Origin of the sequence: Kocuria salina (assembly GCF_013368965.1) — a bacterium.
Classification (GTDB): domain Bacteria; phylum Actinomycetota; class Actinomycetes; order Actinomycetales; family Micrococcaceae; genus Kocuria; species Kocuria rosea.
The window spans coordinates 261,437-279,057 of the sequence record NZ_SSSF01000004.1 but is presented as its reverse complement, the minus strand read 5'-3'; the positions used below and the strand labels follow the sequence as shown (position 1 = coordinate 279,057).

14 protein-coding genes are annotated in these 17,621 nt (G+C 72.8%); 10 read left to right on the top strand and 4 right to left on the bottom strand.

Annotated features, from left to right (window positions below; genetic code table 11):
- Window positions 1-81: 81 nt before the first annotated feature.
- A complete protein-coding gene (gene sufB / locus E7Z53_RS10355) occupies window positions 82-1,536 on the bottom strand; it encodes a Fe-S cluster assembly protein SufB (RefSeq protein WP_035923965.1) in 1,455 nt (484 codons plus the stop codon).
- Window positions 1,529-2,326 (bottom strand): helix-turn-helix transcriptional regulator, encoded by a 798-nt coding sequence (locus E7Z53_RS10350; RefSeq protein ID WP_176337712.1) that lies wholly within the window; start codon window positions 2,324-2,326, stop codon window positions 1,529-1,531. Before E7Z53_RS10350 ends, sufB begins: the two co-directional genes overlap by 8 nt.
- A gap of 235 nt (window positions 2,327-2,561) precedes the next feature.
- On the opposite strand from E7Z53_RS10350, the gene E7Z53_RS10345 reads away from it, so the two are divergent.
- From E7Z53_RS10345 to E7Z53_RS10335, 3 genes are all read left to right on the top strand, one after another.
- Complete coding sequence (locus E7Z53_RS10345; RefSeq protein WP_369597969.1) at window positions 2,562-3,569, top strand: ABC transporter ATP-binding protein; 1,008 nt, start codon at window positions 2,562-2,564, stop codon at window positions 3,567-3,569.
- Window positions 3,566-4,354: an ABC transporter permease gene (locus E7Z53_RS10340; protein ID WP_176337711.1), complete on the top strand. Its 789-nt coding sequence runs from the start codon at window positions 3,566-3,568 to the stop codon at window positions 4,352-4,354. The genes E7Z53_RS10345 and E7Z53_RS10340 overlap by 4 nt, the downstream gene beginning before the upstream one ends.
- 119 nt (window positions 4,355-4,473) lie before the next feature.
- Window positions 4,474-5,499 (top strand): COX15/CtaA family protein, encoded by a 1,026-nt coding sequence (locus E7Z53_RS10335; RefSeq protein WP_035923968.1) that lies wholly within the window; start codon window positions 4,474-4,476, stop codon window positions 5,497-5,499.
- Between the two features lie 5 nt (window positions 5,500-5,504).
- Here E7Z53_RS10335 and E7Z53_RS10330 read toward each other — a convergent pair whose 3' ends face one another.
- Window positions 5,505-6,422 (bottom strand): dihydrodipicolinate synthase family protein, encoded by a 918-nt coding sequence (locus E7Z53_RS10330; RefSeq protein ID WP_176337710.1) that lies wholly within the window; start codon window positions 6,420-6,422, stop codon window positions 5,505-5,507.
- A 71-nt stretch (window positions 6,423-6,493) separates the two neighbouring features.
- Window positions 6,494-7,390, bottom strand: a complete 897-nt coding sequence (locus E7Z53_RS10325) for a heme o synthase (protein WP_017832795.1) — start codon at window positions 7,388-7,390, stop codon at window positions 6,494-6,496.
- 408 nt (window positions 7,391-7,798) lie between these two features.
- Between E7Z53_RS10325 and tkt the strand changes: the two genes are divergently transcribed.
- The 7 genes from tkt to E7Z53_RS10290 all read left to right on the top strand — a co-directional run bounded on the left by tkt (window position 7,799) and on the right by E7Z53_RS10290 (window position 17,591).
- Window positions 7,799-9,934, top strand: coding sequence for a transketolase (gene tkt, locus E7Z53_RS10320; protein WP_035923969.1), 2,136 nt, complete (start codon window positions 7,799-7,801; stop codon window positions 9,932-9,934).
- Between the two features lie 55 nt (window positions 9,935-9,989).
- A complete protein-coding gene (gene tal, locus E7Z53_RS10315; protein ID WP_035923970.1) occupies window positions 9,990-11,096 on the top strand; it encodes a transaldolase in 1,107 nt (368 codons plus the stop codon).
- Window positions 11,097-11,152: 56 nt separating this feature from the next.
- The gene (locus E7Z53_RS10310; protein WP_035923971.1) at window positions 11,153-12,769 is read left to right on the top strand and encodes a glucose-6-phosphate isomerase; all 1,617 of its coding nucleotides are present in this window, start codon (window positions 11,153-11,155) and stop codon (window positions 12,767-12,769) included.
- Between the two features lie 164 nt (window positions 12,770-12,933).
- The gene (gene zwf / locus E7Z53_RS10305) at window positions 12,934-14,445 is read left to right on the top strand and encodes a glucose-6-phosphate dehydrogenase (protein ID WP_017832799.1); all 1,512 of its coding nucleotides are present in this window, start codon (window positions 12,934-12,936) and stop codon (window positions 14,443-14,445) included.
- Entirely contained in the window at window positions 14,442-15,575 is a 1,134-nt protein-coding gene (locus E7Z53_RS10300) for a glucose-6-phosphate dehydrogenase assembly protein OpcA (protein ID WP_176337709.1), read from the top strand. The genes zwf and E7Z53_RS10300 overlap by 4 nt, the downstream gene beginning before the upstream one ends.
- On the top strand, window positions 15,572-16,321 hold the full coding sequence (gene pgl, locus E7Z53_RS10295) for a 6-phosphogluconolactonase (protein WP_176337708.1): 750 nt from the start codon (window positions 15,572-15,574) through the stop codon (window positions 16,319-16,321). Before E7Z53_RS10300 ends, pgl begins: the two co-directional genes overlap by 4 nt.
- A gap of 190 nt (window positions 16,322-16,511) precedes the next feature.
- A complete protein-coding gene (locus E7Z53_RS10290; protein WP_176337707.1) occupies window positions 16,512-17,591 on the top strand; it encodes a hypothetical protein in 1,080 nt (359 codons plus the stop codon).
- The last annotated feature ends 30 nt before the right edge of the window (window positions 17,592-17,621 follow it).

The following is a 17,621-nucleotide window of genomic DNA, read 5'->3' as shown; positions in this document are numbered from 1 at the left end:
ACGGCCTTGTCGGCCACCGCGGTGGCCGCGGAGGCGGCGGCCTCCGTGGCGTTGCGAATCGTTTCGTTCAGCTTGGACATGTCAGCCAACGGATCCTTCCATCTGCAGTTCGATGAGGCGGTTGAGTTCGAGCGCGTACTCCATGGGCAGCTCGCGGGCGATCGGCTCCACGAACCCGCGCACGATCATCGCCATGGCCTCGTCCTCGGCCATCCCGCGCTGCATGAGGTAGAACAGCTGCTCCTCGGAGACGCGCGAGACGGTCGCCTCGTGGCCCATGGTGACGTCGTCCTCGCGGATGTCGACGTACGGGTACGTGTCGGAGCGGGAGATCGTGTCCACCAGCAGGGCGTCGCAGACCACGTTGGACCTCGAGCCGTGGGCGCCCTCGCGCACCTGCACGAGACCGCGGTAGGCGGCGCGGCCGCCGTTGCGGGCCACGGACTTCGAGACGATCGACGACGACGTGTTCGGGGCGATGTGCACCATCTTGGACCCGGTGTCCTGGTGCTGCCCCTCGCCGGCGAACGCGATCGAGAGGGTCTCGCCGCGGGCGTGCTCGCCGGTCATGTAGACCGCCGGGTACTTCTGGGTGACCTTCGAGCCGATGTTGCCGTCGATCCACTCCATGGTGGCGCCCTCGTGGGCGATCGCGCGCTTGGTCACGAGGTTGTACACGTTGTTCGACCAGTTCTGGATGGTCGTGTAGCGCACGCGGGCGTTCTTCTTGACGATGATCTCCACGACGGCGGAGTGCAGCGAGTCGGTCTTGTAGATCGGCGCGGTGCAGCCCTCGATGTAGTGGACGTAGGAGTCCTCGTCCGCGATGATGAGCGTCCGCTCGAACTGGCCCATGTTCTCCGTGTTGATGCGGAAGTAGGCCTGCAGCGGGATCTCGACGTGCACGCCCTTGGGGACGTAGACGAAGGAGCCGCCGGACCACACGGCCGTGTTCAGGGACGCGAACTTGTTGTCGCCCACGGGGATGACCGTGCCGAAGTACTCCGCGAAGAGCTCCGGGTGCTCCTTGAGCGCGGTGTCGGTGTCGAGGAAGATGACGCCCTGCTCCTCCAGGTCCTCGCGGATCTGGTGGTAGACGACCTCGGACTCGTACTGGGCGGCCACGCCGGAGACGAGCCGTCCGCGCTCGGCCTCGGGGATGCCGAGCTTCTCGTAGGTGTTGCGGATGTCCTCGGGCAGGTCCTCCCAGGTGGCGGCCTGCTTCTCCGTGGAGCGCACGAAGTACTTGATGTTGTCGAAGTCGATCCCGGACAGGTCCGCACCCCACGTGGGCATGGGCTTGCGGTCGAAGAACTTCAGGCCCTTCAGCCGCAGGTCGGTCATCCACTGCGGTTCACTCTTCTTCGCGGAGATGTCCCGGACGACGTCCTCGTCGACACCGCGGCGCGCGGAGGCGCCGGCCACGTCCGAGTCGGCCCAGCCGTACTCGTAGGTGCCGATGCCCTCGAGCTCCGGGTTCTTCTCCAGGATGTCGGCGATGACAGTGTCGTTGCCGCTGGCGATCTGGTCAGTCATGACGGCCTTCCTCTGTTGTCTGGTCTGTGGCGCGGGCCGCGGTGCGGTCCACGGAAGTCGGTGCCGCGGCGGGTCCCGGCCGCGTGAGGGGCACGTGCGTGGTGCACACGTGCGCGCCGGCGGCCTGGGTCGAGAGCCGGCGGACGTCGGTGCCGAGCAGCCGGGCGATGAGCTCGGTCTCCAGCTCGCAGAACTGCGGGTAGCGGGCGGCCAGCTCGCGCACGGGGCAGTGCCCCTGGCACAGCTGCGCCGAGACGATGGTGCGGGACTCGCCGCGGCCGACGGCCACCTCGTTGGTGGAGGCGGCGAACCCGTCGCGGCTGAGCAGCCGCACCAGGACGGGCAGACGGTCGGCGACGTCGTCCCCGGCGGCCTCGACCTCGGGGCGGCAGGAGGCCTCCAGGCGGTCCACGCGCTCCTGGATGAAGGCGTGAACGGCGTCCGGGCCGGCGATGCGGCGGATGGACTCCAGCGCGTCGGTCGCGATCTCGAGGTAGTCGTCGCCGAGTTTGGCGTGGCCCTCGGGGGCGACGACGTAGCGCCGCGCGGGGCGGCCGGCGCCCCCGCTGCGGCGGCGGACCATGGTGACCTCGATGAAGTGCTGCTGCTCGAGGGCGTCCAGGTGCCGGCGCACGGCGGCCGGGGTCAGCTCGAGCATCTCGCCGAGGTCCGCGGCGGAGACGGGACCGTGCTCCAGGACGGCGCCGAGCACGCGCGAGCGGGTGTTCTCCTCCTGCTCCGCCCGCGGGCCGGAGCGGGACCTGCTCCGGGCGTCCGTGGTCTGAGTCATGGGTGAACCGTTCGCTTCCTGCTCGGGGGTGGAGGCTCTCGTGCTGCAGCGCGCGACCCGCAAGGGACGCTTCTAATACACAACCGGAGTATGTCGTAATTCATTCCGGTCTGACCAGTAAGTGGAGCCTTACCGGGCTCCGTCCAAAAATCACGACTTACTCATAATAACCCCGGGGGCGCGGTGGGGCCAAGGGGGCCGCGGGCCGCGGGCGCGCCCGCACTACACTGGTCCGGTGCCCGCCCAGAGTCCCCCCGCGTCCTCGCCCGCGCTCTCGATCGAGCGCCTCGTGAAGGAGTTCCCGGTCCGCCGGCGCCGCTCCCGGCGCCCGGTCGGACCGGGCGCGGCGCGCGCCGACGTGGTGCACGCCGTCGACGGCCTGTCCCTCACCGCGCGGCACGGCGAGATCACGGCGCTGCTGGGCCCCAACGGCGCGGGCAAGACGACCACCCTGGAGTGCGCCCAGGGGCTGCAGCGGCCCACGGGCGGCACTGTCCGGCTGCTGGGGCAGGACCCGTGGCGGGCCAGCCCGGCGCTGCGCGCCCGCGTGGGCGTGATGCTCCAGGACGGCGGGCTCCCCCAGGCGGTGCGCCCGCTGGAGCTGCTCCGGCACGTGGCGTCCCTCTACCGCAGCCCCCGGGACATGGACGAGCTCGTGGAGCGGCTCGGCATCAGCAGCTTCGACCGCACCGTGGTCCGCCGGCTCTCCGGCGGCCAGCGCCAGCGCGTGGCCCTGGCGGCGGCCCTCGCGGGCAACCCGGAGGTGCTCTTCCTCGACGAGCCCTCGGCCGGGATGGACCCGCAGTCCCGCAACATCGTCTTCGACCTCGTCCAGCAGCTGCGCCGGGAGGGGGTGTGCATCATCCTCACCACGCACCTGCTCGACGACGCCCAGCGTCTCGCCGACCAGGTCTACATCGTGGACCACGGCCGGGTCATGGCCCAGGGGTCCGTGGCGGAGCTGGTGGCCCCCGGCGCCGACGCCCCCGCCGTGCTCGTGCTGACGCTGGCCCCGGAGCAGCTGCGCGCGGGGCCGTTCCCGTGGGACGGCCCCGGGTTCGAGGGTGTCCGGGCGGACCGCGCCGACCGCACCGTGACCCTCACCGGCGTCCTCACGCCCCCGATGCTCGAGACCGTGACCCGGTGGTTCACCGCGACCGGCACGCTGCCCGAGTCCCTGTCCCTCCAGCCGCGCACCCTCGAGGACGTCTTCCTCGACATCTCCGGACGGGAGATCCGATGACCGCCCCCGCCCTGCCCACCGCCACCGCCCCCCGCCCGGAGCCCGCCACCCTGGCCCGCCGGGTGGCCGCCCAGGCCCGCTACGAGACGCGGGCCGTGCTGCGCAACGGCGAGCAGCTGCTGCTGCTGGTCATCCTGCCGCTCATGGCCCTCGTGGCCCTGACCCTCACCGACCTGCTGGACGCCGCCGTCCCGGCCGGCGCCTCCCGGGTGGACGTCGCCGTGCCGGGCGTGCTGGCGCTGTGCGTGCTCTCCAACGCCTTCTCGGGCCAGGGCATCCAGACCGGCTTCGACCGCCGCTACGGGGTCCTGCGCTTCCTCTCCACCACTCCCCTGGGCCGCGGCGGGCTGATCGCCGGCAAGCTGCTCGCGATCGTCGCGGTGCTCGTGGTGCAGTACGTGCTGGTGGCCGCGCTCGGCGCGGCCCTCGGCTGGCGCCCGGACGCGGCCACCGTGCTCGCCTCCGTGCCGGTGCTGCTGCTCGGCGCCGCGGCGTTCACCGGGCTGGGGCTGCTCCTCGCCGGCACGGTGCGCGCCGAGGCGACCCTCGCCGTCACCAACCTCGTGTGGGTGCTGCTCGCCGCCGTGGGCGGCACCCTGTTCCCCTCGAGCACGCTGCCGGCGGGGCTTACCTGGGTGGTGGAGGTGCTCCCCTCCGGCGCGCTGGGCACCGCCCTGCGCGAGACGTTCCTCACCGGGGCGCCCACGCCGCTGCCGGTGCTGGTGCTCCTCGTCTGGGCCGCCGCCGCCTGGGCCGGGGCCGTGCGCTGGTTCCGCTGGAGCTGAGCCGCCGGTCCGGACCCGGCCCCGAGGGCCCGTCCCGGCCGGCGGGACCCGGGGGCCGCGGAGGCGGATAAACTGGGCGCGGAGACCCCGCCGCACCGACCCCGTCCGGAAGTGAACTCATGAACCGCGCCAGCGACCCCAGCGACGTCGACGTCCGCGAGCACGGCGGCGGCCTGCTGCCGAGCCGGATCACCCCGTGGGTGCGGTGGCTCGCCGTCGCGTCGCTGGTGGCGAACTCCGTGCTCATCCTCACCGGCGGGCTCGTCCGGCTGACCGGCTCGGGCCTGGGCTGCCCCACCTGGCCCCGGTGCACGGACGAGTCCTGGACCAACACCCCCGAGATGGGCATGCACGGCCTCATCGAGTTCGGCAACCGGCTGCTGACCTTCCTGCTGGCCGCCGTGGCGGTGCTGACGTTCCTGGCCGTGCTCCGGCTGCGCCACGAGCACCGCGACCTCTTCCGGATCGCCCTGCTGCTGGGTCTCGGCATCCCGCTGCAGGCCGTGGTCGGCGGGATCACCGTGCTCACCGGGCTCAACCCGTGGATCGTGGGCATCCACTACCTCATCTCCGGGGCGATGATCGCGCTGGCCACGGTGCTGGTCAACCGCACCCGGCGGCGCTCCCTGCCTGCCGTGCGGGACGCCGAGCGCCCCGGCCAGGCCTACGGGCAGCGGCGGACCGTCCGCGGGCTCATGGTGAGCCTGGGGGTGCTCACCGCGCTGATCCTCTACCTGGGCACCCTGGTCACGGGCACCGGCCCGCACGCCGGGGACGACACCACCGCCCGGCACGCGTTCGACGCCTACCTCGTCACCCGCGCCCACGCGGTCCCCGTGTACCTGATCGTCGCGGCCGTGGTCCTCGGGCTCGTGCTCGCCCGCCGGCACCGGTGGCCCGTGCCGCTGGCCTCGGGCCTCAACGTGCTCCTGGCCGCGCTGGTCCTGCAGGCGCTCATCGGCTACTACCAGTACTTCAACGGCGTGCCGATCGTCGCCGTGGCCCTGCACCTGGTGGGCTCCGCGGTGTTGATCTGGGCCACGGCCCGCACCGTGGAGAAGGGCTTCGCGGTCACCCGCACCCCGGCCCCGGTGCTGCGCAGCACCGACCGGGCGCAGCCGGCCGAGGCCCCGTCCCGCGGCTGAGGCCCTCAGGCCCGCTCGTCGGGCGCCTCGTCGAGCAGCTCCTCGACGGCCTGGGCCAGGCGCTGCCGGCTGGCCGAGGGGATCGGCAGCAGCGGCCGCCGCGGCGGGGCCGTGCTGACGCCGCACACCTCGGCCAGGGCGTACAGGGAGCTCAGGGGCCGCTCCTGGCGCAGGATCTCCATCAGCGGGGTCAGCGCCGCCTGCCAGGTGCGCACCGCGCGGTCGTCGCCCGAGACCACCGCGGCCCGGAAGGCGGCGTACTGGCGCGGGAGCACCGCGGCGATCCCGGAGTGCCAGGCCGCGGCGTCCGGTGCCGCCTCGTGGAGCAGCCGCTCCCCGCTGACCCCGTGGGCCGTCCCCGGCTCCGCCAGCTCGGCGAACCGGTGCCGCCGTGCGGCGAGGTCCGCCGGGGAGTCCGCGGTGTCCTTGAACGCGCTGACGTTCTCCAGCCAGGACAGCTCGGCGGCGAGCTCCACCGGGTACGTGAAGCCCGTCGTCGTCGGGTTGTTGTAGATGCACAGCGGCAGGGACACGGCCCCCGAGACCGTCTCCACCTGGTCGGCGATCTCCTGGGAGACGAGCGGGATGTAGGACAGCGGGTTGAGCACGAGCCCGTCCGCCCCGCCGTTCTCCGCCGCGTAGGCCATCTCGAGGACCTCGCGGGTGGTCATCGCGGAGATCCCCGCCCCCACCGGCACCCCGGAGCCGCGGGCGGCCTCCACGGCGACGCCCACGACCTCGGCCCGCTCCTCCCCGGAGAGGTACGCGAAGCTGCCCGAGCTGCCCAGGACCACCAGGGCGTCCACGCCCGATCGGGACAGCCGGCCGACGTAGCGCCCGAAGGACTCCAGGTCCAGGCGGCCACCCTGCTGGAAGGGTGTGATCGGGTAGGCGACGAGCCCGGTGAAGGTCATGCTGAGCATGCGACCATCCTAGGTCCGGCCGGTCCCCCGGCCGGACGCGGGCGCCGCGGGGCCCGCCGGCCCCGTCGGGCTCAGAGGACGGGGCCGCCCACGAACGGGTCGACGGCCAGGGCGAGGAACACGAAGGTGATGTAGGCGATCGAGCCGTGGAAGACGTGCATCGCCTGCTTGTCCGTGGGCCGGCCGGCCACCGCGAGGGCGTGCAGCTTGTGGCTGTGGCCCACGAACCAGGCGCCCGAGGCCAGGGCGGTCACGGCGTAGACCCAGCCGGCGCCGCCGACGGGGACGAGCAGCAGCGAGCACACCACCGTGGCCCACGCGTAGAGGACCACCTGGCTGCCCACGGTGCGGGCCCCGGCCACGGCGCCCAGCATGGGGACCCCGGCGCGGGAGTAGTCGTCGGCGTACTTCATGGACAGCGGCCAGTAGTGCGGCGGGGTCCACAGGAAGATGAACAGGAACAGCACGAGCGCGGGCCAGTCGAGGCCGCCCGTCACGGCGGCCCATCCGATCAGCACCGGCATGCACCCGGCGACCCCGCCCCAGACGATGTTCTGGGCGGTGCGGCGCTTGAGCACGATCGAGTAGAAGACCGCGTACAAGAAGATGGCCGCCGCACCCAGGGCGCCGGCGAGCACGTTGACCCCGATCGTGAGCCAGGCGACCGACACGGCCGTGAGGACCCACGCGAAGACGAGGGCCTCGCGGTCGGTGACCTCTCCGGTGACCAGCGGGCGCTTGGCCGTGCGCTTCATCACCCGGTCCTCGTCCCGGTCGATGTAGCAGTTGAAGGCGCCGGCCGCACCCGCCGCGAGCGTGCCGCCCACGAGGGTGTTGAGAATGAGCCAGAGGTTCGGCATGCCCTGCTGGGCGAAGATCATGGTCGGCACGGTCGCCACGAGCAGCAGCTCGATGATCCGCGGCTTCATGAGGGCCACGTAGGCCCGCACCTTCCGGGAGGCCGTCATCCGTCCCTCGCTGCGGGGGGCCGCCGCATCACCCGTGTGCCCGTTGCCGAGGACGGCTCGTCCTGCGGGTCCCGACGTCTCGAGTGAGTTCACAGAATCATTGCTCCCGGTTGCGGTGGTGTTCCCCCGGCTCCGTGCGCGAGGTCGGCCCGGAGACGGTGCGTCGCCGGCACGCAGGAGCGGTCGGCGCGGTGGTCGCGGGCGCGGAAGAAGGTCCTATACAGCATAGCGCGTGGCGGCGTCCGTTCCCGCTCCGGACATGACGGGAAAGACGTCCGGGGCCCCGGGGACCGGTGCCGTCGGTCACACGCCCGAAATGCGCGTGACCTAAGCTGGACCCAAACCGCCGGTCGACGACCGGCACCCGCTGCGCACGGCAGCGGACCCCAATGGAAAGGGCACCGAATCTTGGCGACCGAACTCGATCAGAAGCTGACCTGGACCGAGCAGGACCGGCGTGCCGTGGACACGGTGCGGGTGCTGGCCGCGGACGCGGTGGAGAAGGTGGGCAACGGCCACCCCGGCACGGCGATGTCCCTGGCCCCGGCGGCGTACCTGCTGTTCCAGAAGGTGATGCGTCACGACCCCACCGACGACCGGTGGACGGGCCGTGACCGGTTCATCCTCTCCCCCGGGCACACCTCGCTGACCCTGTACCTGCAGCTGTTCCTGTCCGGCTACGGCATGGAGCTCGAGGACATCGAGTCCCTGCGGACCTGGGGCTCGAAGACCCCGGGGCACCCGGAGTACCGGCACACCACCGGGGTGGAGATCACCACCGGCCCGCTGGGCCAGGGCCTGGCCTCGGCCGTGGGCTTCGCCTACGCCCAGCGCTACACCCGCGGCCTGTTCGACCCCGAGGCCCCCGCCGGGACCTCCCCGTTCGACCACACCGTGTACGTGATCGCCTCCGACGGCGACCTCCAGGAGGGCGTGACCTCCGAGGCGTCCTCGCTGGCCGGGGTGCAGGAGCTGGGCAACCTCGTGGTGATCTACGACCAGAACCACATCTCGATCGAGGACGACACCGACGTGGCGTTCACCGAGGACGTCCTCGCCCGCTACGAGGCCTACGGCTGGGACGTGGCCCGGGTGGACTGGACGAGGACCGGGGACTACGTCGAGGACGTCGAGGAGCTCTACGCCGCGATCCGCGCGGCCAAGGCCGAGACCGCCAAGCCCTCGCTGATCGCCCTGCGCACGATCATCGGCTGGCCCGCGCCGGGAAAGCAGAACACCGGCGGCATCCACGGCTCCAAGCTCGGGGCCGACGAGGTCGCGGCGACCAAGGAGATCCTCGGCTTCGACCCCGAGAAGTCCTTCGTGGTGGAGGACGAGGTCATCGCCCACACCCGCGGCATCCAGGACCGCATGAAGCAGGTCCGCGACGAGTGGGAGCGGCAGTTCCAGGCCTGGCGGGAGGCCAACCCGGAGCGGGCGAAGCTCTACGACCGGATCCGCGCCGAGGAGCTGCCCGAGAACTACGCCGACGCGTTCCCCGTCTTCGAGGCCGGCAAGGACGTGGCCACCCGCTCGGCCTCCGGCAAGGTGATCAACGCGATCGCCGACACGTTCCCCGAGCTGTGGGGCGGCTCGGCCGACCTGGCCGGCTCCAACAACACCACCATCGAGTCCGCGCCCTCCTTCATCCCCGAGGCCCGCTCCACCGCGAAGTGGACCGGCAACCCCTACGGGCGGGTGCTGCACTTCGGCATCCGCGAGCACGCCGCGGCGGCGATCGTCAACGGCATCACCATGTCCTCCCAGACCCGGGCGTTCTCCGGGACGTTCCTGATCTTCTCCGACTACCAGCGCCCCGCCGTGCGCCTGGGCGCGCTGATGAAGGTCCCCTCGATCTACGTGTGGACCCACGACTCCATCGGCCTCGGCGAGGACGGACCCACCCACCAGCCCGTGGAGCAGCTCTCGGCGCTGCGCGCGATCCCGGGCCTGGACGTGGTGCGCCCGGCCGACGCCAACGAGACCGCGATCGCGTGGCGGACGATGCTGGAGAACCGGCACGGCCCGGCCGGCATCGCCCTGACCCGTCAGAACGTGCCCACCTTCGCCCGGGCGGACCTGCACCCCGAGGCCGACGGGGAGAAGTTCGCCTCCGCCGAGGGCGTGGCCCGGGGCGGCTACGTCCTGGCCGACACCGAGGGCACCCCGGACGTGATCCTCATCGGCACCGGCTCCGAGGTCTCCCTGGCCGTGGCGGCCCGCGAGCAGCTCAAGGCGCAGGGGGTGGCCGCCCGGGTGGTGTCCATGCCGTGCCGGGAGTGGTTCGACGCCCAGGACGCCGAGTACCGCGAGTCCGTGCTCCCGGCGGCCGTGAAGGCCCGCGTGTCGGTGGAGGCCGGGATCGCCATGTCCTGGCGGGACCTGCTCGGCGATCACGGGCGGGCCGTGTCCCTGGAGCACTTCGGGGAGTCCGCCGACTACGAGACCCTCTACCGCGAGTTCGGCATCACCGCCGAGGCCGTCACCGCCGCCGCCCAGGAGTCCCTCACCGCCGCGCAGGCCACCGCCTCCGTGGGCCGCTGAGCCGCGGCGCGCACCGACCGACCATCTTCCCCCGAGCACGAGGAGTGACAGACACATGACCACCCCCACCCAGAAGCTCTCCGACGCCGGCGTCTCGATCTGGCTCGACGACCTCTCCCGCGAACGCCTTGCCTCCGGCGGGCTGCAGCGGCTGATCGACGAGAAGGACGTCGTGGGCGTGACCACGAACCCGACGATCTTCGCCGCCGCGCTGGCCAAGCACGACGCCTATGAGGACCAGGTCAAGCAGCTCGCCGCCGCCGGCACGGACGTGGACGAGGCCGTGCTGGCCATCACCACCGACGACGTGCGCGACGCCTGCGACCTCTTCGCCCCCATCGCCGAGGCCACCCGGGGCGAGGACGGGCGGGTGTCCATCGAGGTGGACCCGCGCCTGGCCCAGGACGCCGAGGCGACCGCCGCCATGGCCCAGCGCCTGTCCCAGACCATCGACCGCCCCAACGCGCTGATCAAGATCCCCGCCACCGAGGCGGGCCTGCCCTCGATCACCGCGACCATCGCCGAGGGGATCTCCGTCAACGTGACACTGATCTTCTCCCTCGAGCGCTACCGCGCGGTCATCAACGCCTACCAGCTGGGCCTGGAGCAGGCGCTCGAGAACGGCAAGGACCTCTCCACCATCCACTCCGTGGCGTCATTCTTCGTCTCCCGGGTGGACTCCGAGGTCGACAAGCGCCTGGACGCGATCGGCACCGACGAGGCCGCCGCGCTCAAGAGCAAGGCCGGTCTGGCCAACGCCCGGCTCGCCTACCAGATCTACGAGGACGCCCTGGCCACCGAGCGCTGGGAGCGGCTGGCCTCGGCCGGGGCGAACCCGCAGCGCCCGCTGTGGGCCTCCACCGGGGTCAAGGACCCGTCCCTGCCGGACACCCTGTACGTGACCGGGCTGGTGGCCCCGAACACCGTGAACACCATGCCGGAGAAGACCCTGGAGGCCACGTTCGACCACGCCGAGGTCACCGGGGACACCGTCACCGGCACTTACGCGGAGTCCAACGAGCTCCTGGACCGGATCGCCGGCGTGGGGATCTCCTACGACGAGGTCGTCGCCCAGCTCGAGGCGGAGGGTCTCACCAAGTTCGAGGACTCCTGGGCGGAGCTGCTCGACACCGTGCGCGCCGCCCTCGACAACGCCCGCTGAGCCCGTCCCGTCCTGACCCGAGCACCGTCCGTGCCGCCCCACCCGAAGGAGAACCCATGAGCTCCCTGTCCGTCCAGACCTCAGGTGCCGCCCGCGAGGCCGTCGACCGGCACGTGCCCGCGCTGGTGGGCGACAGGTTCGCCTCGAAGCTCTTCGCCCAGGACCCCACCCTGTGGGGCGCTGCGGCCGAGGACGAGTCCGCCAAGCGACTGGGCTGGGTGGAGGCCGCCGAGGTCTCCCGCCCGCTCGTCGCCGAGATCACCGCGCTCCGCGAGGAGTTCGCGGCGGAGGGCGTGGACCGGTTCGTGCTGGCGGGCATGGGCGGGTCCTCCCTCGCCCCCGAGGTGATCACCCGGACCGCCGGGGTCGAGCTGTTCGTGCTCGACTCCACGGACCCGGAGATGGTGGGCGCGGCCCTCGCCGACCGCCTCGAGCGCACCGCGATCGTGGTCTCCTCCAAGTCCGGCTCCACCGTGGAGACCGACTCGGCGCGCCGGGTCTTCGCCCGGGCGTTCGAGGACGCGGGCATCGACGCCGCCTCGCGCATCGTGGTGGTCACCGACCCCGGCTCGCCCATGGAGGCGTCCGCACGGGAGGCCGGCTACCGCCGGGTCTTCACCGCCGACCCGACCGTGGGCGGGCGCTTCTCGGCGCTCACCGCCTTCGGCCTGGTCCCCTCCGGTCTGGCCGGCGTGGACGTCGGGGCCCTGCTCGACGACGCCGACGAGGCCGGCGAGGTGCTGCGCGAGGACGCCGAGGACAACCCCGGCCTGCACCTGGGCGCGGCGCTCGGCGGCACGCAGCCGCTGCGCAACAAGCTCGTGTTCCGGGACCTGGGTTCCGGGATCGCCGGGTTCGCCGACTGGGCGGAGCAGCTGATCGCCGAGTCCACGGGCAAGGAGGGCAAGGGCGTGCTGCCCGTCGTCGTCGGCGCCGGCGACGCCCCGGAGGCCTCCTCGGGGGCCTCCGACGTCCTCGTCGTGGAGCTCGTCGGCGTGGACGAGGAGCAGGCCCCCGAGGGCGACGTCGTGCGGGTCTCCGGCTCCCTCGGCGCCCAGCTCATGCTGTGGGAGGTCGCCACCGCGGCGGCCGGGCGGCTGCTCGGCATCAACCCGTACGACCAGCCCGACGTGGAGTCCGCCAAGAACGCCACCCGCGCCCTGCTCGAGGACAAGCCGCAGCCCACGGCCGCGGACGTCGTGGACGGGCCCGTGGAGATCCGCGGGGCGCAGGAGCTGCTCGACGGGGCGCAGACGGTCGAGGACGCGCTCGCCAAGCTGCTCGCGCAGCTGCCGGAGAACGGCTACCTGTCCGTGCAGGCGTACTTCGACCGGCTCTCGTGGGCCGAGCTGGAGAGCGTCCGCCCCGTCCTCGCCCGGGCCACCGGCCGGCCCGTGACGTTCGGCTGGGGCCCCCGGTTCCTGCACTCCACCGGCCAGTACCACAAGGGCGGACCGGCGGAGGGCGTGTACCTGCAGATCACCGCCGCCTCGGAGACGGACCTCGAGATCCCGGACAGCCCGTTCAGCTTCGGCGAGCTGATCTCCGCCCAGGCCGACGGGGACGCCCAGGTCCTCGCCGACCACGGGCGGCCCGTGCTGCGGCTGCGGCTCGCGGACCGCGCCGCGGGCGTGGACCGGCTGCGCCGGGCCGTCGACGCCCTCGGCGGCTGACCCGGCCGGCGCGACCGGACCGCTGACCTAGAATGGGAGCACGCCACGGTCGGCGCGGGAGTTCGTTCCCGCGCCGACCGTTGCGCGTGCAGGCCCCCGTGGGTGCCACGGCCCCGCAGAGACGTGAAGGAGTACCGTTGCCAGACAACAACGCCCGCAATCCCCTGCGGGACCCGAGGGACAGGCGGCTCGTCCGGGTCGCCGCCCCGTCGGCGCTCGTGCTCTTCGGCGTGACGGGAGACCTCGCGAAGAAGAAGCTGCTGCCGGCGATGTACGACCTCGTCAACCGGGGTCTGCTGCCGCCGTCCTTCGCGCTCGTCGGCTTCGGCCGCCGCGACTGGTCCCACGAGCAGTTCCGCGAGGTGGTGCGCGAGTCCGTCGAGGCGCACGCCCGCACCCCCTTCCAGGAGGACGTGTGGCGCCAGTTCGCCTCCGGCGTCCGGTTCGTGCGCGGGGAGTTCGACGAGGACAAGGCCTACGAGGCGCTCAAGTCGACCCTCAAGGAGCTCGACGTGCACTCGGGGACGCGCGGCAACCACGCGTTCTACCTCTCGATCCCGCCGAAGGCGTTCGAGACGGTCTGCCAGCAGCTCGCCGACCACGGCCTGGCCCAGCACGAGAACGCCTCCGGGTGGCGCCGCGTGGTCATCGAGAAGCCCTTCGGCCACGACCTCGAGTCCGCGCAGGAGCTCAACGCCATCGTGGAGCGGGTGTTCCCGGCGGACTCGGTGTTCCGCATCGACCACTACCTGGGCAAGGAGACGGTGCAGAACATCCTGGCGCTGCGCTTCGCGAACCAGATGTTCGAGCCCCTGTGGAACGCGCAGTTCGTGGACCACGTGCAGATCACCATGGCCGAGGACATCGGCATCGGCTCCCGCGCCGGCTACTACGACGGCGTGGGCGCGGCCCGCGACGTCATCCAGAACCACCTGTTGCAGCTGCTGGCCCTCACCGCCATGGAGGAGCCGCTGTCGTTCCAGGCCCACCACATGCGCGCCGAGAAGGCGAAGGTCCTGGCCTCCGTCGTCGTCCCCGAGGACCGGGCGGCGCACTCGGCGCTCGGCCAGTACGAGGCCGGTCTGCAGGGCGGTGAGCGCGTGCGGGGCTTCCTCGAGGAGCAGGACATCCCCGCCGACTCCCGCACCGAGACCTACGCGGCGCTGCGCGTGGACATCAACAACCGCCGGTGGGCGGGCGTGCCGTTCTACCTGCGCGCCGGCAAGCGCCTGGGCCGGCGGGTGACCGAGATCGCGGTGCAGTTCAAGAACTCCCCCAACCTGCTGTTCGGGGACAACGGCCACGAGGACCTGGGACAGAACGTCATCGTGGTCCGGATCCAGCCCGACGAGGGCGTGACCATCCGGCTGGGCTCCAAGGTGCCCGGGACCCAGTCGGAGATCCGGGACGTCACGATGGACTTCGGCTACGGCCACTCGTTCACCGAGTCCAGCCCGGAGGCCTACGAGCGCCTGATCCTCGACCTGCTGCTCGGGGAACCACCGCTGTTCCCCGACCACGAGGAGGTCGAGCTGTCCTGGCGGATCCTCGACCCCTTCGAGCAGTGCTGGTCGGAGCAGGAGATCATGCCGGAGCCGTACGCGCCCGGGTCCTGGGGACCCGCCGCCGCCGACGAGCTGCTGGCCCGCGACGGACGCGTCTGGAGGCGACCGTGATCGTTTCGATGGAGAACACCACCACCTCGGCCATCGACAAGAAGCTGAGCCAGCTGCGGGACCAGCACGGCGTCGTGACGCTCGGCCGGGTCCTCACGCTCGTGATCCTCGCCCAGGCCGGGCACTCCGAGGCCGCCCTGGAGGCCGCGAACTTCGCGAGCCACGAGCACCCGTGCCGGATCCTCGTGCACGTGGCGCACTCCCAGGCCGAGAGCACCCGGCTCGACGCCCAGCTGCGCATGGGCGGTGACGCGGGCGCCTCCGAAGTCATCGTGCTGCACGGCTACGGCGAGCTCGCCGAGCCCACCGAGACCCTGTTCTCGGCGCTGCTGCTGCCGGACGCGCCGATCGTCGCCTGGTGGGCGCACACGGTGCCGCCGCCCTCGCCGCACACCTCGTCCATCGCCGGGATCGCCCACCGCCGGATCACGGACTCCGCGCGCAGCGACGACGCCTACGAGGCGCTCGCCGAGCTGAGCACCCGGTACGTCCCCGGCGACACGGATCTGGCCTGGACCCGGGTGACCAACTGGCGGATCCAGCTGGCCGCGGTCCTGGACCAGGCGGAGCCCGCGCCCGTGCGCGAGGTCGTCGTGGAGGGGTGCGGCCGCTCCCCCAGCGTGGTGCTGCTCGGCACGTGGCTGGGCACCCGGCTCGACGCCGACGTGACGCTGATCAACAGCCCCGGGCCCCGCCGCCTCGACCGGGTGACCCTCGTCCGGGACGACGGCGAGATCGTGCTCGAGCGCCCGGGCCGGTCCGTGGCGATGCTGCGGCAGCCGGGTCAGCCCGACCAGCAGATCGCCATGCCCGTGCGGGACCTCAACGCCTGCATCGCCGAGGAGCTCCGGCGCCTGGACCCCGACGAGGTCTACGGCGAGGTGATCACGACCGGCCTGCGGGACGTGCGGATCGCCCAGATCGTGGACACCGCCGGCGAGCTCACCCCCGGCGCCGCACGGTTCCTCGCCGAGCACGGCGGCCGCCTCCCCGACCGGGACCGGACGACGCCCGACGACGCCCCGGCGGACGAGCCGGCGGAACCGGACTCCGGTGCGGTCCCGGCCGCCGAGGCATCCGTCCCGGCACCCGAGACGTCCGTCCTGGCCCCCGGGGAGGAGCGCGCATGAGCGCCGAGCTGGAGACCGTCGCCCACCCGGACAAGCAGTCGCTCGCCGCGGACACCGCGGACCGGGTCCTCGACGTGGTCGTGGCGGCGCAGGAGGAGCGCGGGGAGGCGAGCCTCGTGCTCACCGGCGGGAGCATGGGCACCGCGGTGCTCGCGGCCCTCGCCGCCTCCGCCCGCCGGGACGAGGTCGACTGGACCCGCGTCGACGTGTGGTGGTCGGACGAGCGCTTCGTGGCCGGCGACAGCGCCGATCGCAACTGCGTCCAGGCCGTCGAGGCCGTGGGCGGGGCCCTGGACCTGAACCCGGACCGGGTGCACTACATGGGCAGCGCCGACGACTTCGCCACCGCCGAGGACGCCGCCTTCGACTACCGGCGCGAGCTGGCGGCGGCGGCCGACGCGGAGCAGCGGACGGAGGCCTTCCCCCGGTTTGACCTCTCGTTGCTGGGCCTGGGCCCCGACGGCCACGTGGCCTCCCTGTTCCCGGGGCTGCCGCACGTGCACGAGCAGGACGCCACCGTGCTGGGGGTGTGGGACTCCCCCAAGCCCCCGCCGGAGCGGGTGACCATGACGCTGCCGATGATCAACAGCGCGGAGCGGGTCTGGTTCCTCGTGGCCGGGGCGGACAAGGCAGGGGCGGTCGCGGCCGTCCGCGGCGGCGCCCCGATCGAACGCACGCCCGGGGCCGGGGTGCGCGGGACCGAGGAGACGCTGCTGCTGGTCACGCAGGACGCCCTCGACGGCTGACGCGTCGGGCCGCCGGGGCGAAGCACCCCGAGTGACCGGACGGTAGTCACGCCGTAGTGACGCCTGTGCCGTCATGCTCACCGATGAGAGTCGGCACCCGAGCGCCTGGCGAAGAGAACGGGATCCATGACCATGGAGATCCTGCGTACCTGTGGCGACATCCGGACGAGCGCGGACGGCCGGTGAGGTCGTGTTCCCGGCACGTCCCGTCCGCGCCGGCACCGTCCTGGCCGCCGGCGTCCTCGTGGTGCTCACGGCGTGCGGCCGGGGCGGGCCCGACGACGGCGCCGAGCCGGCGAACGGATCCCCTGCGGCCGAGCAGACCACCGAGCCGGAATCGGACCTTTCCGCGCGGACCTCGGACGGCTCCACGGACCTTCCGAGTGCCGAGCCCGGCTCCGAGGACGCCGCCGGGCCCGGGCGTGACGGCTCCGCCCGCGGCCGATCCGACGGTGCCGCTCCCGACGGTGCCGCTCCCGGCGGTGGGAGCAACGGCGGTGGGGGTCCCGACGGTGCGCGTCCCGGCGGCGAGGGCAACGGCGGTGCGCGTCCCGGCGGCGGGAGCGGCGGCGAGGGCAGCACCCCGGCCCCTCCTCGCGTCGCTCCCGTGATCGGCGGTCTGCCGATCGGACCCGTCGGTCCCGGAGAACCGGGATGGTACGTGGCCCTGCGCGCCGGCACGTGCGACCACGACAGCCTGGCCGGCGCGAGCGCGCAGGACGCCGCCTCCCTGTTGTGCCGGGCGGCCGTGACCAACGACGAGGCGCTCTGGTCCCAGGGGGCGGCGGCACTGGCTGCCGCGCCGCTGCCGCAGAGCTGTCACGACGTTGCGGCGGTCGCCATGCTGCAGCGTCTGGTGCAGTTCCACCGGGACCACCCCGAGGACGTGCCCGTGCTCGTCGACACGCCGGGCACCGCCTGCCCCCTGTCCATCACGGGGCTCGCGACCGCGCCGGACGAGGCCGGCGAGTCCGCCGTGCCCGTGCCGCCGTGCGGAGGCGTTCCTGTCCACCTGCGCGGAAACGTGCAGGACCGGGCCCTGCCCGTGGGCAGCGTGCAGTTCGTCACCGTGGGGCCGACTCCCGTGCCGATCCAGTGGGCATCGACCGGACCGTTCTTCGTGGCGCCCCCGGCACCGGTCCCGGAGGCGGGTGGTTCGCTGCCGGTGGCCCTCTCGGGCTCCGGCTACGTGCTCGAGGACCCGGCCCTCAGCACGGTCGCCCTGGACTACGCCCCCGGCACGACGGCATGTCCGGCCCCCGGCTCCTGACGGGCCGCTGCGGCTGCGGTACCGGGCGGC